The following is a 15,553-nucleotide window of genomic DNA, read 5'->3' as shown; positions in this document are numbered from 1 at the left end:
AGCAGTCAGTACCCGGACCCGGTCGTTCCGAAACGATCACGACGTCTTCCGGCCAAGATCATCGAGACGCTCCGCGGCCGGTTCGGGCGGTCCGTGGCGCCGCGGCCTAGGCCGGCGGTGGACCGGGTCGCGGTGGTCTACAACCCGCGGGCCGGCGCGTTCCTCTCCGACCGGGAGCCGCCGGCGGAGCGGCTGGCGGAGCTGTTCGGCCGGCACGGCGTGACGGCGGCGCTGCGGCCCTTCGATCCGGTGACCGTGGCCACCGACCTGCGGGAACTGCTGGCGGACGACCCGCAGGCGGTGATCGTCGCCGGCGGCGACGGCACGGTACGGACGGTCGCCGCCCGGCTGGAGGGGAGCCCGGTGCCGCTCGGCGTACTGCCCGCCGGGACGGTCAACGTCCTGGCCCAGGACCTGGGCGTGCCGGCCGAGCTCGAGGCCGCGGTCGCGGCACTGATCACCGCACCGGTCGGCCGGATCGATGTCGCCTCGGTGAACGGACTGCCGTTCCTGTGCAGCTCCACGCTGGCGATGACGCCGCACCTCGGCCGGCTCCGCGAGCGGTTGCGCGGCGGTGCCGGTTGGCAGACCGTGCCGCTGCTCGGCCGGATCGCCCGGCTGCTCTGGCGTTACCCGCGGATGCCGCTGACCGTCACCGTCGACGGCACCGAGCACTCCGTCAAGACCCGGCTGATCGTCGTGGCGGACAACCCGCTGTCGACCAGCAAACCCTTCCACCGCAGGGATCGACTGGACACCGGCCGGCTCGCGGTCTACGTCGCGGCGGACCGGGGCACGCTGGGCCGACCGGCCGGTCGGCGGCTGTGGGACCTGCTCGTGATCACCGCCCGGCTGCTGGACGGGAGCTGGCAGCAGGACCAGCGGGTGATCGCGTTGGAGGGGCGCGCGGTCGAGATCTCCTCGCCGACACTGTCGTACATGAGCGTCATGAGCGACGGCGAGATCAGTCAGCTCGAACTGCCGCTGCGGTACGAGATCCGGCCGTCGGCGCTGACCGTCCTGATGCCGGGAAGTCGATCATGACCGGCCCGACCGTGCGGATCGCGCAGCTGTCCGACCTGCACTTCGGCCGGCACCTGCCGGCGGTCGCCGAGGCCCTGCTGGACTCGCTCCGCGAGGTCGCGCCGACCATGATCGCGATCTGCGGCGACCTGACCCAGCGGGCCCGGGCCGGGGAGTTCCGCGCCGCCCGTGACTTCCTGGACCGGCTCCCGGCACCGGCGCTGGTGGTGCCGGGCAATCATGATCTTCCCGGCTGGCGGCTCTGGTCGCGGTTCACCCGGCCGTGGCGCCGGTGGCGCCGACACATCGGGACCGACCCGCACGGCGCCGTCACCTGCACGGCCGACGGGGTCCTGGCGGTCGGCGTCAACACGGCCCGCCAGTGGGGCCTGCACCCGGACTGGTCCCGGGGCCGGATCAACACCCGGCAGCTGGCCGGGATCCTGGCGGAGTTCGACCGGGCCGGGCCCACGGACCTGCGGGTGGTGATCGCCCACCACCCGTTCCTGCTCACCCCGGCCGGTCTCCGCCGGGGCCTGGTCGGCCGGTCCGGACTGGCCCTGCGACGCCTGCACCGCCGGGCCGACCTGCTGCTCGGCGGGCACATCCACCTGGCCTACAGCGACGTGGTCGACGGGATGGTGGTGGCCCAATCCGGCACGGCGATCTCGGACCGGCTGAAGGGCGAGCCGAACAGCTACAACGTGATCGACATCGTCGGCGACGAACTGACCGTGGAGACCCGGCACTTCGACGGTACGGCCTTCACGGCGACGACCCGGCACCGCTACCGGCGCCAGGACCGGCACGACTGGCAGGTTGGCTAACCGGGCTGAGACACGGGCGTGACGGCAGTCACGCTAACCAGAGTTTGCATCTGCTTGCAATTGCAAGCACTATGGGTGCGTGACCAGCAAACGTTCCCCGCTCGACTCGCTCGGCGGGTTCATCGCCGAGCAGAGGCGGTCGGCCGAGTTGTCCCTGCGGCAGCTGGCGGCCAAGGCGGGCGTATCGAACCCGTACCTGAGTCAGATCGAACGCGGCCTCCGCAAGCCGTCCGCCGAGGTGCTGCAACAGCTCGCCAAGGCGCTGCGGGTGTCGGCCGAATCCCTGTACGTGCGCGCCGGGATCCTCGACGAGGAAGACCGGCCGCCGACCGGGGTCGAGGAGGCGGTCCAGGCCGACCCCTTGATCAACGAGCGGCAGAAGCGGGTGCTGCTCGACGTGTACACCTCATTCGTCAACGAGAACGCTGCGGGCCACCGGCCATCCAACGATTCCAAGGAGAAATGATCACCATGGCAACCACCACGAAGCGCAAGCGGGTCAACGAGCAGGTCCGCAAGGCTGCCACCTCTTCCGAGCTGGCGCCGCTGTACGCCGTCGCCGGCCTGACCGAGGTCGTCGCCGAGCGTCTGCTGGCCGCCGCCACCGAGTCCCGGCAGCTGGTCAACGACCGGATCGCCGCCCTGCGGGCCTACTCCGACGAGCGGGTCGCGCGGGCCACCGACCGGGTCAACGAGGCCGGCGAGAAGCTCAACCAGGCCACCGGTGAGCTGAACGGCCGGTCGCTGCCCGAGCTGGTCCGCGGCATGCCCGAGTTCACCAAGCAGCAGCTGACCCGGATCGGCGACTACGCCGACGACCGCCGGGTCAAGGCAGGCAAGACCTACGCCAACCTGGCCGGCCGTGGCAAGCTCGGTGTCGAGGGTGTCCTCGGTGACGCCGCGGGCTCGCTCGACCCGATGCTCGAGCGGCTGCAGGACGGCGTCGCCAAGCTGCGCGAGACCGTTGCCGGCAAGGCCGAGGCGCCGACCGCTTCCCGTACCGCGAAGAAGTCGACGCCCGCCGAGTGAACCTGAAAGCAGCCTGAGACCCAGAACAAGACCTGAGCCTGTCGAAGGGGTCCTTCGACAGGCTCAGGTGTGTGTTCGGGTGGCTGGTCAGCTGCGGTAGACGATCACCGGGTCGCCGACGTCGATCCGCTTGTAGACCCAGGCCAGGGTCTTCTTGTCGCGGATGTTGACGCAGCCGTGGCTGCAGCCGTTGTAGCCGCGGGCCTTGAAGTCGGACGAGTAGTGCACGGCCTGGCCGCCGCTGAAGAAGATCGAGTACGGCATCGGCGAACCGTAGAGGTTCGAGATCACGTGCTTCTTCTTGCGCAGAACGGAGAACCGCCCTTCCCGGGTCCGGCTGTTCGCACAACCGAAGCGGGCGTCCATGGTCTTGATGATCTTGCCGCTCTTCATGTAGTAGACCTTGTCGCGGGTCTTGTCGATGCAGAGCACCTCGCCCTTCTTACAGCGGCGATCGATCTTCTTGCTGGACTTCTTGGCCTTGCTGATCTTGATCTTGCCGGTCTTCGCGACCAGCTTCTTCCAGGTGGCCTTGGTGACCTTGCCGGTGGCCTTGAGGTCGACCTTCTTCTGGAACTTCTTGACGGCCTTCTTGGTGAGTGGCCCGTAGTAACCGGTGACGTACTTCTTGGCCAGCACCTTGGCCTTGACCAGTCGCTGTTGCAGCGCCGTGACGTCCTTGGAACGCTCGCCGTACTTCGGCGAGGAGTACTTCGTGGATACGTACGATGCCGCCGCGGCCGGAGCCACCAGTGACGGTGCCACCAGCGCCGGTGCGGCGGAAACGCCGACCGCCAACGCTGTTGCCGCGATGACCCCCACGATCACGCGCGCAAACTTCTTCAACATGGTCCTCCCCCTGTCCCGCGAGCTTTGCTGCTCGTACCTCGAATACGGCGGGGAAGGACCGTAGGTTGCATGCTTTCGGGTAACGAACTTGCTGAATAAATCCTGAACCATGGCGGGCCGGTCTGGCGAACGGTTCCCGCGGTCAGGGCGTCACGGTTACGTAACGGAGCGGCTCCGGGAGCGGCTGCGGGCCCGCTCCGAGGCATTCAGGACGACCTTGCGGATCCGGACCGCGTCGGGGGTGACCTCGATGCACTCGTCCTCGCGACAGAACTCCAGCGCCTGCTCCAGCCCCATCGGCTTCGCCGGCACCAGCCGCTCCAGCTCCTCGCCGGTGGAGGAGCGGACGTTGGTCAGCTTCTTCTCCCGGGTCGGGTTGACGTCCATGTCGTCGCTGCGCGCGTTCTCGCCGACGATCATGCCCTCGTAGACCTCGACGCCCGGCGCCACGAACATGGTGCCGCGCTCCTGCAGGTTGAACAGGGCGTACGCGGTCACGGCGCCGGTGCGGTCGGCGACCAGGGAGCCGGTCGGCCGGGTCCGCAGTTCGCCCGCCCACGGTTCGTACGTCTCGAACACGTGGTGCATCAGGCCGGTGCCGCGGGTCTCGGTGAGGAACTCGGTCCGGAAGCCGATCAGGCCCCGGGCCGGCACCAGATACTCCATCCGGACCCAGCCGGTGCCGTGGTTGATCATCTGTTCCAGCCGGCCGCGGCGCAGGCCGAGCAGCTGGGTGACCACACCGACGAAGTCCTCCGGCGCATCGATGGTGAGCCGCTCCACCGGCTCGTGCAGCTTGCCGTCGATCTCGCGGGTGACCACTCGCGGCTTGCCGACGGTCAGCTCGTAGCTCTCCCGGCGCATCATCTCGACCAAGATCGCCAACTGCAGCTCGCCGCGGCCCTGCACCTCCCAGGTGTCCGGCCGCTCGGTCGGGAAGACCCGGATCGACACGTTGCCGACGAGTTCCTGATCAAGACGCGCCTTGACCAGCCGGGCGGTCAGGTTCTTGCCGGACCGGCCGGACAGTGGTGCGGTGTTGATGCCGATCGTCATCGAGATGCTCGGCTCGTCCACCGTGATCAACGGCAGCGGCCGCGGATCCTCCGGATCGGCCAGGGTCTCGCCGATCGTGATCTCCTCGATGCCGCCGATCGCGACGATGTCGCCCGGCCCGGCACTGTCGGCGGGGACCCGGTCCAGCGCCTTGGTGATCAACAACTCGGACAGCCGGACGTTGCGGACGGTCCCGTCGGCGCGGCACCAGGCGACGGTCTGGCCGCGCTTCAGTTCGCCGGCCACGATCCGGCAGAGGGCCAGCCGGCCCAGGTACGGCGAGGCGTCCAGGTTGGTCACGTGGGCCTGCAGCGGGGCGCCCTCGATGTAGCTCGGGGCGGGGATCCGCTCGCAGATCGTCGCGAACAGCGGCGCGAGGTTCTCGCTGTCGGGCATGCCGCCGTTCTCCGGTGCCGTCAGCGAGGCGCGGCCGGCCCTTGCGCTGGCGTACACCACCGGGAAGTCCAGCACGTCCGTGTCGGCGTCGTCGAGCAGATCGAGGAAGAGTTCGTACGTCTCCTCGACGACCTCCTCGATCCGCGCGTCCGGCCGGTCCACCTTGTTGATCACGAGGATGATCGGCAGCTTCTTGGCCAGCGCCTTGCGCAGCACGAACCGCGTCTGCGGCAGCGGGCCCTCGGACGCGTCGACCAGCAGCAGCACCCCGTCGACCATTTCCAGGCCGCGCTCCACCTCGCCGCCGAAGTCGGCGTGGCCGGGGGTGTCGATGATGTTGATCACGATGTCCTCGCCGGCCGGCGTCCGGTGCTCGACCGCCGTGTTCTTGGCCAGGATGGTGATGCCCTTCTCCCGCTCCAGGGCCATCGAGTCCATCACCCGGCTCTCCACGTCCTGGTTGGCCCGGAAGACACCCGACTGCCACAGCATGGCGTCCACCAGCGTGGTCTTGCCGTGATCGACATGGGCGACGATCGCGACGTTACGCCGATCTTGACGAAGGGGCATGCGTGATTACTTCCGTTCAATCAGGTGGAGGGCCGTCCGAAGTCGAGAGGACGGGCGCGGCGATTCTAGCCGTTCCACCTGACCGGAACGAAAACGTCGGTCAGCCGGCGATGGCCTGCTGGCTCTCGGTGAGCCATTGCTTCGCGGCCTCGGCGGGGGTGATCCGCTCGAACAGGACGTCGGTGCTGACCCGGCTGGTGATCTCGGCCACCTTGGTCGAGCCGACCGGTCCGATGTACGTCGGAGCGAACTTGATCTTGCCGATGGCGTCGACGTAGTCCACCTCGACCTTGCCGGCCGGAGTCAGCTGACCGGCGATCGCGGTCCGGATCTTCGGGTTGGCCGGGACGCCGCGGTCGGTCAGCAGCACGGTGGCGGCCCGCTCGTCGTTGACCAGGAAGTTGATCAACTTCGCGGCGGCGTCGGCCTGCTCGGTCTTGGCCGAGATCGCGTAGTACTGCGAGGACTGCAGCCAGATGCCCGGGGTCGGCGTCTCGCCGGGCAGCTTGAGCAGCTCGAGTTTGGTGCCGGTGGCGGCGCCGAGCGCGTTGACCGAATTGCTCCAGGTCAGCATCATCCCGGCCTGGCCGCGGCCCATCAGGGTCTGCTCGGTGCTGGCGCCCTCCTCCTCGACGGTGACCGTCGCCGGCGGTGCCGCCTGCTGCTTCATCAGCCGGAGCGAGAAGTCGAAGAACGCGGCGACCGTCTGCTCGGTCAGCCCGAGCTTGCCGTCCTCGGTGTAGAGCGACTCGCCGCGCTGCCGGGCGTACGCGTCCAGGGAGTCGTGGGTCAGCGGCGTCGCGGTGCCGTAGGTCCCCTTCGGGCTCTTCTCGGTCAGCTCGGTGGCCAGAGCGGCGTAGTCGTCCCAGGTCCAGCTGTCGTCGTCGGGCAGCTCCACGCCGGACGCGGCGAACACCTTCGGGTTGGCGACGATCGCCAGCGCGTTGGCGCCGGTCGAGACGCCGTACTGGGTGCCGCGGACCTGGCCGTTCTGCCGGGCCGACGGGTCGAGCGCGTCGAGGTCGAGGCTGCCGGACACCGAGGCCAGGTCGAGCAGGGCGCCGCGGCCGGCGTATTCGGCCGGGTAGGCGCCGCCCAGGGTGAAGACGTCCGGGGCGTCACCGGCCGCGACCCCGGTCGCCAGCTTGTCGAAGTACGCGCCGAACTCGGTGGATTCCCCGACCACGGTGATCCCGGGGTTGGCCGCCTCGAAGGCGCGCAGGGTCTGCTGGGTGGCCTCGGCCCGCTTCTCGTTGCCCCACCAGGCGAACCGGAGGGTGGTCTTGCCGTCCTGGGCGGGCCCGGCGCTGTTCCGGCCGCAGCCGGTCCCGACGAGCGAGAGGACGAGGACGAGCGCGATCGCGCCGAGCGTGCGCAGGGGTGTGGTGCGAGGGGACATGACGCGACTCCGAGTCGAGAGAAAGCGGTTTCTCGCCACAACCTAGCCACCCGGGCTCACCCGGTCAACACCCCCACCACCCCCCACCTCCCGCCGACCCGGCACAAAAGCAGCCGTTTGGCCGGCGCGTCACTGCAGAGGTGCCCACTCGATCGGGTGATCAGGGTCCTGGTCCGGGGTGACTCGGGGATGAGAGAACGGTCTCCTGGCCGGTGGCGGGACGGCCGCACCGTACGCTGGACGCGTCCTAACCCGGTGCCCGCGGAGGTGACCATGATCGATCCACCCGACTGGTTCACGGAGACCTTCCGTCAGGAGTTCGACCGCCAGTCCTCGTCGCTCGGCCGGTTCAACCTGGCGATCTTCGGCAAGACCGGAGTGGGCAAGTCGACCTTGATCAACGCGATCTTCGGCGAGGAGGTGGCGCGGACCGGGATCGGCGAGCCGGTGACCCGGGGCAGCCACCTCTATCTGGACAAGGTGGGCCACCTCGGCATCGTCGACACCCAGGGCCTCGAGGTCGGCCGCGACGACAAGGCGATCATCGCGGACCTGGACAAGGTGATGAAGGAGATGCGCCGGCTGCCGCTGAGCGAGCAGCTGCACGTGGCCTGGTACTGCGTGCGCGGCATGGACCGCCGGTTCGAGGACACCGAGGCCGAGTTCATCCGCCGCCTCGACGAGCTCGGGCTGCCGGTCGTGCTGGTGCTGACCCAGGTGCCGATGCGGGACGGCCGCTACCACCCCGACGCCGTCCAGCTGGCGGAGTTGATCATGGCCAAGGGGCTGCCGATCGCCGGCGGCCGGCCGTTCCTCACCAACGCCCGGTACGACGACTTCACCGGACAGCAGCCGCACGGGCTGAAGGAAGTCCTCGATGCCACCTTTCGCGTTGCGCCCGAAGGAGTCGAAGGAGCCCTCACCGCGGCGCAGACCATTGATCAGGCTCGGAAGGCGCAGCAGGCGCAACGTGCGATAGCGGTCGCGGCCACCAGTGCCGGGGCCGCGGCGGCGACCCCGATCCCGTTCGCCGATGCGACCCTGCTGGTGCCGATCCAGCTTGGCATGATGGCCAAGATTGCGCAGCTCTACCAGATCAAGTTCGAGCGGGCGGCGCTGATGGCGATCGCCTCGACGACCGCGGCCACCCAGGGTGGCCGGGCCGCCTTCACCGGCCTGCTCAAGCTCATTCCCGGTGCGGGTACGGTCGCCGGCGGCGCCATCGGGGCCGCGGTGGCGTCCTCGTTCACGTACGCGATGGGGCAGGCCTGGCTCGGCGTATGCCAGCGGGTCGCCCAGGGCAAGCTGCAGACCGCCGGCAAGATGCTCGACTCGGCCGAGCTGCGCAAGGCGTTCACCGAGGAGTTCAAGAAGCGGCTGCCGGTCAGCTCGAAATGATCATGACCGGCGCAGGCTCTCGAAGATCCTGGCAAAGCCGTGATCACCGAAGCCCGCGTCGATCTGCCGCTTGATCAACAACTGCACGCCGTTGATCAGGACCGGATCGACGCCGGCCGACTCGCTGGCGGCGACGAACTTGGAGAGGTCGGAGAAGTCGAGGCTCTGCTGTCCCGGGACGGCGAAGTCGCCGCCGTCCACCACCTCGGCCGAGTGCCGTACCGACGGCTCCACGACGGCGGTCAGGAACGGGCCGGCGAGTTCGGCCAGTTCGGTGGCCGGGACGCCTGCCGAGGCCACCATGGCAGCGCCGTGCAGGAAGCCGGCGAACGCCGTGTACATCGGGGTCAGGATCGCCAGGTCGTAGAGCGGGGCCAGACCGGCGTCCGCGCCCAGGTAACGGCTGCGGCCCCACAGCGAGAGCACCGCCTCCTGCTGGTCGAAGGCCTCGGTGGAACCGCTGTACAAGATCAACGAGCCGGGGCCGCCGATCATCGCCGGTACCGCCATGATCCCGCCGTCCAGGTACGTGATCCCGTGCTCAGCCGCCCAGGCGGCGAGTTCGCGGGACTCGTCAGGCGTGGTCGTGGTGACGTTGATCACCGTACGGCCGCGCAGTCGGTCCACGATCGGATCGAGGACCTGGTGCACCGACGCGTGGTCGTACAGGCAGGCGATCACGACCGGGCTCGCCGAGACCGCCTCGCCCGGGTCGCCGGCGGTCCGGGCGCCGTCGGCACGGAGGGCCTCGGCGCGGTGGGCGGTGCGGTTCCAGACGGTGGTCGAGTGGCCGGCGGCGAGCAGGGCCCGGGCGAGGGCGGAACCCATCTCGCCGGCGCCGAGGAGGGAGTACGCGGTGTGGTCGTTGGTCATGCAGCCATGCTGCGGCGCCACTGGTGTCTGGACAAGTACCGACTATTATGTTCAATACTCACCTATGGGTAAGTCTTGAACGCTGGTGGAGGATTCGATGACACGCAACGAACGACGAGGGCCGTACATCTGCGGGATCGACGCCGCGATGGACGTGATCACCGGCAAGTGGAAGTCCCTCATCCTGTGGGAGTTGGAGGCGCACGGCGTGCGCCGGTTCGGTGAGCTGCGGCGCGGTCTGCCGGGGGTCAGCGAGAAGATGCTGATCCAGCACCTGCGGGAGATGGAGACCGACGGCCTGGTGCATCGCGAGGTGTACCGGGAGGTGCCGCCGCGGGTCGAGTATTCGCTGACCGACCAGGGGCGTTCGCTGAACGAGGCGCTGGCTCCGCTCGGTGCCTGGGGGCAGGGCCGGATCGCCCGGGTTGGTGCCGAATTGGTGCCGCATCCGGACCGGGTCGGTTGAGCCGGGTTCCGGCGCGGCGGTACGACTTCGCGGCGCGCATACCCTGGAACGACAGGGAGGTCACGATGGACAGGGGACAGCAGCAAGCCCCGCTGATCATGGTCGGCGGGGTTCCGGGAGCCGGCAAGAGCACGGCGATGGCCCGCGTGCTGCCACACCTGCGCGGGGTCGACGCCCTGGACTCCGAGGACGAACGCCGCCGGCTGTCGGCGATCGCGCCCGGCGTGCCGTATCCGTACCTGCGGCCGATGGTGCACGCCCTGCACCAGACCCGCGCGCTCGCCGAGCTGCTCCGCGGCCCGGCCGGCCGGAACGGCCTGATCGTGCACGACCCGGCGACCCGGCCGGCCCGGCTGAAGCTCATCGGCAGCCTCGCCCAGGCCCGCGGCTGGCGACCGGTGTTGATCTTCATCGAGGTGGACCGGGAACAGGCGCTGGCCGGGCAACGCGAGCGCGGCCGGGTTGTCGACCAAGATCGCTTCGAGGGGCACTGGCGCCGCTGGGCCGACCTGGACGGGTCGCCCGACGATCCGCAGGCCGCGGATTGGCGGGACGCGCTGACCGTCTGGCCGGAGCACTACCGGGTCTCCCGCGACGAGGCGGTCGGGCTGCTCGGCCGGCTGGCCGGAGCGGAATGGGTGCCGCACGCACCGGGCGCCCGCGCCGCCTGACCGCCAAGCCGGTGGGTGCGGCAGGATGGGCGGATGTTTGACAGCGAGGTGAGCCGGCGGCTGGGCCGGGCGCTGCGGCTCGAGCAGTCCCGGAGCCGGGCGCCGTCCCTGGTGGCCGGCGTGGTGCGGGACGGGACGGTGGCCTGGGCCGACGCGGTCGGATCGGCCGACGGGCACGGGAACGGCGCCGTCGGGGTGGACCGGCAGTACCGGATCGGTTCGATCACCAAGACCTTCGTCGCCGTCGGCGTGCTGCGGTTGGTCGACGAGGGCAGGATCGACCTCCATGATCAACTGGACCGGCACCTGCCCGGCATGCCGATCGGCCGGACCTTGATCATCGACCTGCTGGCGCAGGGGTCCGGCATCCGCGCCGAGACCGGGGCGCCCTGGTGGGAGCGGTCGGCCGGGATCGACTGGCCGGCGCTGGAACCGCAGCTGGCGCTGCGGCCGGAGGCCCGCGGGGTGTTCCACTACTCCAACGTCGGGTACGGCGTCCTGGGCCGGTTGATCAGCGAGGTCCGCGGCCGGCCCTGGCTTGACGCGCTCACCGACGAGATCCTGGCTCCGCTGGGGATGACGCGGACCACGGCGCGGCCGGAACCGCCGCACGCCGACGGCTACGCGGTGCACCCGCACGCGGAGTTGATCATGGTCGAGCCGGAGCACGACGCCGACGCGATGGCGCCGGCCGGGCAGCTCTGGTCGACCGTCGATGATCTTGCCCGGTGGGCGGGCTTCCTGCATGCCGGGAATCCGGCGGTGCTCTCCGACGAGGCCCGGCTGGCGATGCGGGTGCCGCGCACCATGATCGACGTGCCCGGTCAGCCGTGGACGAGCGCGTACGGCCTCGGGCTGCAGGTCTTCAACACCGACGGCCGGCGCCGGTACGGGCACGGCGGCTCGATGCCCGGCTTCCAGGCCAGCCTGCGGTTCGACGAGGACGGCGACGCCGTGATCATGCTCGCCAACACCACCGCCGGGCTGTCCGGCCGGCTGGTGCCCGAGCTGTACGACCTGGTTGCCGAACATGCGCCGAAGGACCCGCCGGTCTGGACCGCCGATCCCGGTCAGCGGGACCTGGTCGAGCTGACCGGCACCTGGTACTGGGGGCCGGCACCGTTCGAGCTGCGGACCGCGGCCGACGGCTGGCTCGAGCTGAGCCCGTACGGGAACGGCCGCGGGTCGCGGTTCCGCCCGGCCGGGCCGGACGTCTGGATCGGGCTGGACGAGTACTACCTCGGCGAGACCCTGCAGGCGATCCGGGTCGACGGCCGGGTGAGCCATTGGGACCTGGCCTCCTTCCGGCTCACCCGGACGCCCTACGACCCGGCGGCGGACCTGCCCGGCGGTGTCACCGGCCCCTGGACCTGAGCCGCTCCGTTCCCTGAGCCGCAACGTTCCCTGAGCTTGTCGAAGGGCAAGGGCCCATCAGGCTTGGCCCTTCGACAGGCTCAGGGCGCGGGTGGTCGGGTCAGCGCCACTGATCGGCGTTCGCCTCGGCCCACTGGGCGAACGTGGTCGCCGGCCGGTCCAGCAGTTCGGCCAGGCTCGGGTCGACCTGCTGCGGATGCTCGACGAGCTGGCCCGCCCCGTCGACGTACCACTGCGCGAACTCGCCCATCGAGGGCTCCCACAGGGCGATCGCGGCCTCCCGGTCGATCTCCAGGTACGGCACCTCCGCACCCACCACCCGGCCCATGATCGCGACCTTCTCGGCCCGGGTCAGGGTCTCCGGGCCGGTCAGCGGATAGGCCCGGCCGGCATGGCCGTCGTCGAGCAGCGTGACGGCCGCGACCGCGGCGATGTCGGCCAGGTCGATCAGTGCGTTGGCCGACTTCGGGTAGGCGTCCCGGACCTCCCGCGCGGTCTTGATCTGTTCGGCCCACATCAGCGCGTTGTGGGTGAACTCGCCCGGCTTCAGGTGGGTCCAGCCGAGGCCGGACGCCTCGACGACGGGCTCGATCTCGTCCCACCAGGAGCCGGCCGGGCCGGTCAGGTCCACGATCCGCTGCACGCCCGCGGCGACGGCACGGTCGACCACCGCCTGCGCGGTCGGCGGGTGCGGGGCCAGGTAGAGCGTGCTGATGCCCTGCAGGGCGGGCACCACCGTGTCGGGCTTGTGGATCGAGCCGATGGCGACCTCGACGCCGTCGGGCAGGTCGGCCCGGGCCGGGTCGACGGTGAGGGCGCGGACGGCCGGCGCGCCGCGGGCGATGAGTTCGTCGATGACCAGACGGCCGACGTTTCCGGTCGCTCCGGTGACCAAGATCGACATGGGATCCCTTCGGGTTGGGGAGGAAGGTCGATCATCGTACACCCTACGGTGAAATGCCTGCGTACCATGCAGCCATGGCAGATCCACGGACGGCGGCGATGGCGGAGATCCGGAGTGCGCTGGCCGAACTGGGGCTGGACTGGTCGGAGTCGGAGCCGGGACTGTTCCTCGTCACGCTGCCCGGGACGCGCAAGCTCCGCACCGAGTGTGCCCTGGCCGTGGGTCGTTACCAGGTGGGGATCCGGGCCTTCGTCGCCCGCAATCCCGACCAAGATCACGAAGTGGTCTACCGCCGGCTGCTGGAACGCAACCTCAAGCTCTCGGCGGTGGCGTTCAGCGTGGATTCCGACGGCGACATCCACCTGACCGGCGGCCTGCCGCTGGCGGCCGTCACGGCGGCGGAGATCGACCGGGTGCTCGGCATCGTCGCCGACACGGCGGACTCGATGTTCAACATCATTCTCGAGCTGGGCTTCGCCGACAGCATCCGGCGGGAATGGGCCTGGCGCCGGTCCCGCGGCGAGTCGACCGCCAACCTGGCCGCCTTCCGCCACCTCGACCCGGGCGACGAGTCCTAGTCCAGGGCGTCGAGCTTGGCCGCGACGTCGGCCGGGAAGCCGCCGCGGGCGATCGGGCCCCAGCGGGTCGGCGTGATCCGGATCAGCGACTTGTCCTGCAGCCGCATCGCCTCCCGGTACTCGTCCCAGTCGGGATGCTCGCCGGAGATACAGCGGAAGTAGTCGACCAGTCCGTCCAGGGCCTCCGGCATGTGCAGCACCTCGGCGTCGCCGTCGACCTGCACCCACGGATCGCTGAAGTGCTCCGAGAACACGGCGACCGAGACCAGCGGGTTGCGCGCGACGTTGATCGACTTCGCCCGGCCCGGGTAGGTGGAGATCACGATCCGGCCCTCCCCGTCGACGCCGCCGCTGACCGGCGACAACTGCGGCCGGCCGTCGGCGCGGGTCGTCGCCAGCACCATCGAGTGCCGGGTCCGGAGGAAGTCGAGAAGCTCTTCGCGTTCGACGGTACGAGACGTTGCGATGCTGCGGGCCATGTTCGCGACGTTACTCCCTAGGCCCGGAAGATCTTGTGCTGGGCCGCCTGCGCCCGAGGCCGTACGGTCATCCGGTCGATGTTGACGTGGGCCGGCCGGGTCGCCACCCAGCCGATGCAGTCGGCGATGTCCTCGGCGGTCAGCGGGTCCGGGACACCGGCGTAGACCGCGTCGGCTCGTTGTTGATCACCGCCGAACCGGGTCAGCGAGAACTCGTCGGTGTGCACCATGCCGGGCGACACCTCGGCGATCCGGACCGGCCGGTCGTACAGCTCCAGCCGCAACGTCTGCACCAGCGAACGCTCGGCGGCCTTGGCGCCGCAGTAGCCCGCGCCGCCCTCGTACCCGCCGTCCGCGGCGACCGAGGTCACGAAGATCACCTGGCCGGCGTTGTCGATCAAGGTCGGCAGCAGGGCCTTGGTGACGGCAGCGGCGCCGAGCACGTTGGTGGCGTACATCCGTTGCCAGGCGTCGAGATCGGCCTCGGCGACCGGCTCCAGGCCGAGCGCGCCGCCGGCGTTGTTGATCAAGAGCGTGGTCTCGCCGCCGGCCCGCTCGGCCAGTTCGGCGACCTGCGCGGGGTCGGTGACGTCGCAGCGCACCGCGATCCCGCCCAGCTCATCCGCCAGCGCCTCGATCCGGTCCAGCCGTCGCGCCGCACAGACCACCCGGTACCCGTCGGCCGCGAGCCGGCGTGCCGTCGCCGCCCCGATCCCGCTGCTCGCCCCGGTCACGACGGCCACCCCACGTGTCTCTGTCACGGTCGCCGAGTATGTCAAGGAGGTACGGTGACCGCCGCCAACGGCCGGACCGTGGACGCTCGATAGGCTCAGCGCCATGACGTCTACGTTGATCCTGATGCGGCACGGCGAGAGTGAATGGAACGCCAAGAACCTGTTCACCGGCTGGGTCGACGTCGGCCTGAACGACAAGGGAATCGCCGAGGCCGAGCGTGGCGGCCAGCTCCTGGTCGAGGCCGGCCTGCTGCCCGACGTGGTGCACACCTCGCTGCTCCGCCGGGCGATCCGTACCGCCGAGATCGCGCTCGGTGTCGCCGACCGGATGTGGATCGAGACCCGCCGGTCCTGGCGGCTCAATGAGCGCCACTACGGAGCCCTGCAGGGCAAGGACAAGGCGGCGACCCTGGCCGAGTTCGGCGAGGAGCAGTTCATGATCTGGCGCCGTTCCTACGACACCCCGCCGCCCGCGATCCAGCAGGACGACGAGTTCGCGAACTTCAACGACGCCAAGTACGCCAGCCTGCCCAGCGATGCCCGGCCGGCCACCGAGTGCCTGAAGGACGTGCTGGTCCGCGCGCTGCCGTACTGGTACGACCAGATCGTCCCCGATCTGCGGGCCGGCAAGCTGACCCTGATCGCCGCCCACGGCAACTCGCTGCGCGCCCTGGTCAAGCACCTGGACGGGGTCAGCGACGCCGACATCGTCGGCCTGAACATCCCGACCGGCATCCCGCTGATGTACGAGCTCGACGACGACCTCAAGCCGGTCACCCCGGGCGGTCGCTACCTCGATCCGGAAGCGGCGGCGGCCGCGATCGAGGCCGTCAAGAACCAGGGCAAGAAGAAGTAGGAATTTCACCTCGAGGGGTGGACGACCCGGGCGACCGTGGGTCAGGATGGTGTAAATCCATCCGCTTGATT

17 protein-coding genes are annotated in these 15,553 nt (G+C 70.0%); 10 read left to right on the top strand and 7 right to left on the bottom strand.

The genetic code is table 11. The annotated features are described in order from the left end of the window. Positions 1-93 precede the first annotated feature (93 nt). The 4 genes from ACFQU4_RS29615 (at position 94) to ACFQU4_RS29600 (ending at position 2,879) form a co-directional block, all read left to right on the top strand. Positions 94-1,044, top strand: coding sequence for a diacylglycerol/lipid kinase family protein (locus ACFQU4_RS29615; RefSeq protein WP_377499064.1), 951 nt, complete (start codon positions 94-96; stop codon positions 1,042-1,044). Then, positions 1,041-1,850: a metallophosphoesterase family protein gene (locus ACFQU4_RS29610; RefSeq protein ID WP_377499062.1), complete on the top strand. Its 810-nt coding sequence runs from the start codon at positions 1,041-1,043 to the stop codon at positions 1,848-1,850. The genes ACFQU4_RS29615 and ACFQU4_RS29610 overlap by 4 nt, the downstream gene beginning before the upstream one ends. Before the next feature lie 79 nt (positions 1,851-1,929). Beyond that, positions 1,930-2,316 (top strand): helix-turn-helix domain-containing protein, encoded by a 387-nt coding sequence (locus tag ACFQU4_RS29605; protein WP_179754634.1) that lies wholly within the window; start codon positions 1,930-1,932, stop codon positions 2,314-2,316. 5 nt (positions 2,317-2,321) lie between these two features. After that, the gene (locus tag ACFQU4_RS29600) at positions 2,322-2,879 is read left to right on the top strand and encodes a hypothetical protein (protein ID WP_377499059.1); all 558 of its coding nucleotides are present in this window, start codon (positions 2,322-2,324) and stop codon (positions 2,877-2,879) included. A gap of 87 nt (positions 2,880-2,966) precedes the next feature. Here ACFQU4_RS29600 and ACFQU4_RS29595 read toward each other — a convergent pair whose 3' ends face one another. The 3 genes from ACFQU4_RS29595 to ACFQU4_RS29585 form a co-directional block, all read right to left on the bottom strand. Next, positions 2,967-3,728: a peptidoglycan-binding protein gene (locus ACFQU4_RS29595; RefSeq protein ID WP_377499057.1), complete on the bottom strand. Its 762-nt coding sequence runs from the start codon at positions 3,726-3,728 to the stop codon at positions 2,967-2,969. A gap of 156 nt (positions 3,729-3,884) precedes the next feature. Next, a complete protein-coding gene (gene typA, locus ACFQU4_RS29590; RefSeq protein ID WP_377499055.1) occupies positions 3,885-5,750 on the bottom strand; it encodes a translational GTPase TypA in 1,866 nt (621 codons plus the stop codon). 100 nt (positions 5,751-5,850) lie between these two features. Next, positions 5,851-7,149 carry an ABC transporter substrate-binding protein gene (locus ACFQU4_RS29585; protein ID WP_377499053.1) on the bottom strand — a complete coding sequence of 433 codons (1,299 nt, stop codon included), beginning with the start codon at positions 7,147-7,149 and terminating at the stop codon, positions 5,851-5,853. A gap of 273 nt (positions 7,150-7,422) precedes the next feature. On the opposite strand from ACFQU4_RS29585, the gene ACFQU4_RS29580 reads away from it, so the two are divergent. Continuing rightward, positions 7,423-8,547, top strand: coding sequence for a GTPase family protein (locus ACFQU4_RS29580; RefSeq protein WP_377499051.1), 1,125 nt, complete (start codon positions 7,423-7,425; stop codon positions 8,545-8,547). Here ACFQU4_RS29580 and ACFQU4_RS29575 read toward each other — a convergent pair whose 3' ends face one another. Continuing rightward, positions 8,548-9,420 (bottom strand): NAD(P)-dependent oxidoreductase, encoded by an 873-nt coding sequence (locus tag ACFQU4_RS29575; RefSeq protein WP_377499049.1) that lies wholly within the window; start codon positions 9,418-9,420, stop codon positions 8,548-8,550. A gap of 97 nt (positions 9,421-9,517) precedes the next feature. Here ACFQU4_RS29575 and ACFQU4_RS29570 point away from each other — a divergent pair, with 97 nt between their 5' ends. The 3 genes from ACFQU4_RS29570 (at position 9,518) to ACFQU4_RS29560 (ending at position 11,931) form a co-directional block, all read left to right on the top strand. Then, positions 9,518-9,886, top strand: a complete 369-nt coding sequence (locus ACFQU4_RS29570) for a winged helix-turn-helix transcriptional regulator (RefSeq protein ID WP_377499047.1) — start codon at positions 9,518-9,520, stop codon at positions 9,884-9,886. Positions 9,887-9,951: 65 nt separating this feature from the next. Next, complete coding sequence (locus ACFQU4_RS29565) at positions 9,952-10,557, top strand: AAA family ATPase (protein ID WP_377499045.1); 606 nt, start codon at positions 9,952-9,954, stop codon at positions 10,555-10,557. A gap of 33 nt (positions 10,558-10,590) precedes the next feature. Further along, positions 10,591-11,931, top strand: a complete 1,341-nt coding sequence (locus ACFQU4_RS29560) for a serine hydrolase domain-containing protein (protein ID WP_377499043.1) — start codon at positions 10,591-10,593, stop codon at positions 11,929-11,931. 100 nt (positions 11,932-12,031) lie between these two features. Here the strand turns inward: ACFQU4_RS29560 and ACFQU4_RS29555 are convergent, their stop codons facing one another. Further along, on the bottom strand, positions 12,032-12,835 hold the full coding sequence (locus ACFQU4_RS29555) for an NAD(P)H-binding protein (protein ID WP_377499041.1): 804 nt from the start codon (positions 12,833-12,835) through the stop codon (positions 12,032-12,034). Positions 12,836-12,909: 74 nt separating this feature from the next. Between ACFQU4_RS29555 and ACFQU4_RS29550 the strand changes: the two genes are divergently transcribed. Beyond that, the gene (locus ACFQU4_RS29550) at positions 12,910-13,413 is read left to right on the top strand and encodes a YbjN domain-containing protein (RefSeq protein ID WP_377499039.1); all 504 of its coding nucleotides are present in this window, start codon (positions 12,910-12,912) and stop codon (positions 13,411-13,413) included. Here ACFQU4_RS29550 and ACFQU4_RS29545 read toward each other — a convergent pair. Next, entirely contained in the window at positions 13,410-13,892 is a 483-nt protein-coding gene (locus ACFQU4_RS29545) for a PPOX class F420-dependent oxidoreductase (protein WP_377499037.1), read from the bottom strand. The two genes, ACFQU4_RS29550 and ACFQU4_RS29545, sit on opposite strands and share 4 nt — an antisense overlap. A 17-nt stretch (positions 13,893-13,909) precedes the next feature. Beyond that, positions 13,910-14,653 carry an SDR family NAD(P)-dependent oxidoreductase gene (locus ACFQU4_RS29540; protein WP_377499035.1) on the bottom strand — a complete coding sequence of 248 codons (744 nt, stop codon included), beginning with the start codon at positions 14,651-14,653 and terminating at the stop codon, positions 13,910-13,912. A gap of 76 nt (positions 14,654-14,729) precedes the next feature. On the opposite strand from ACFQU4_RS29540, the gene ACFQU4_RS29535 reads away from it, so the two are divergent. Beyond that, on the top strand, positions 14,730-15,482 hold the full coding sequence (locus ACFQU4_RS29535) for a phosphoglyceromutase (RefSeq protein WP_377499033.1): 753 nt from the start codon (positions 14,730-14,732) through the stop codon (positions 15,480-15,482). Positions 15,483-15,553 lie beyond the last annotated feature (71 nt).

The sequence above is a fragment of the Microlunatus sp. GCM10028923 genome (assembly GCF_042666975.1).
Taxonomy (GTDB): domain Bacteria; phylum Actinomycetota; class Actinomycetes; order Propionibacteriales; family Propionibacteriaceae; genus Microlunatus.
This window is presented reverse-complemented; position numbering and strand designations above follow the sequence as displayed.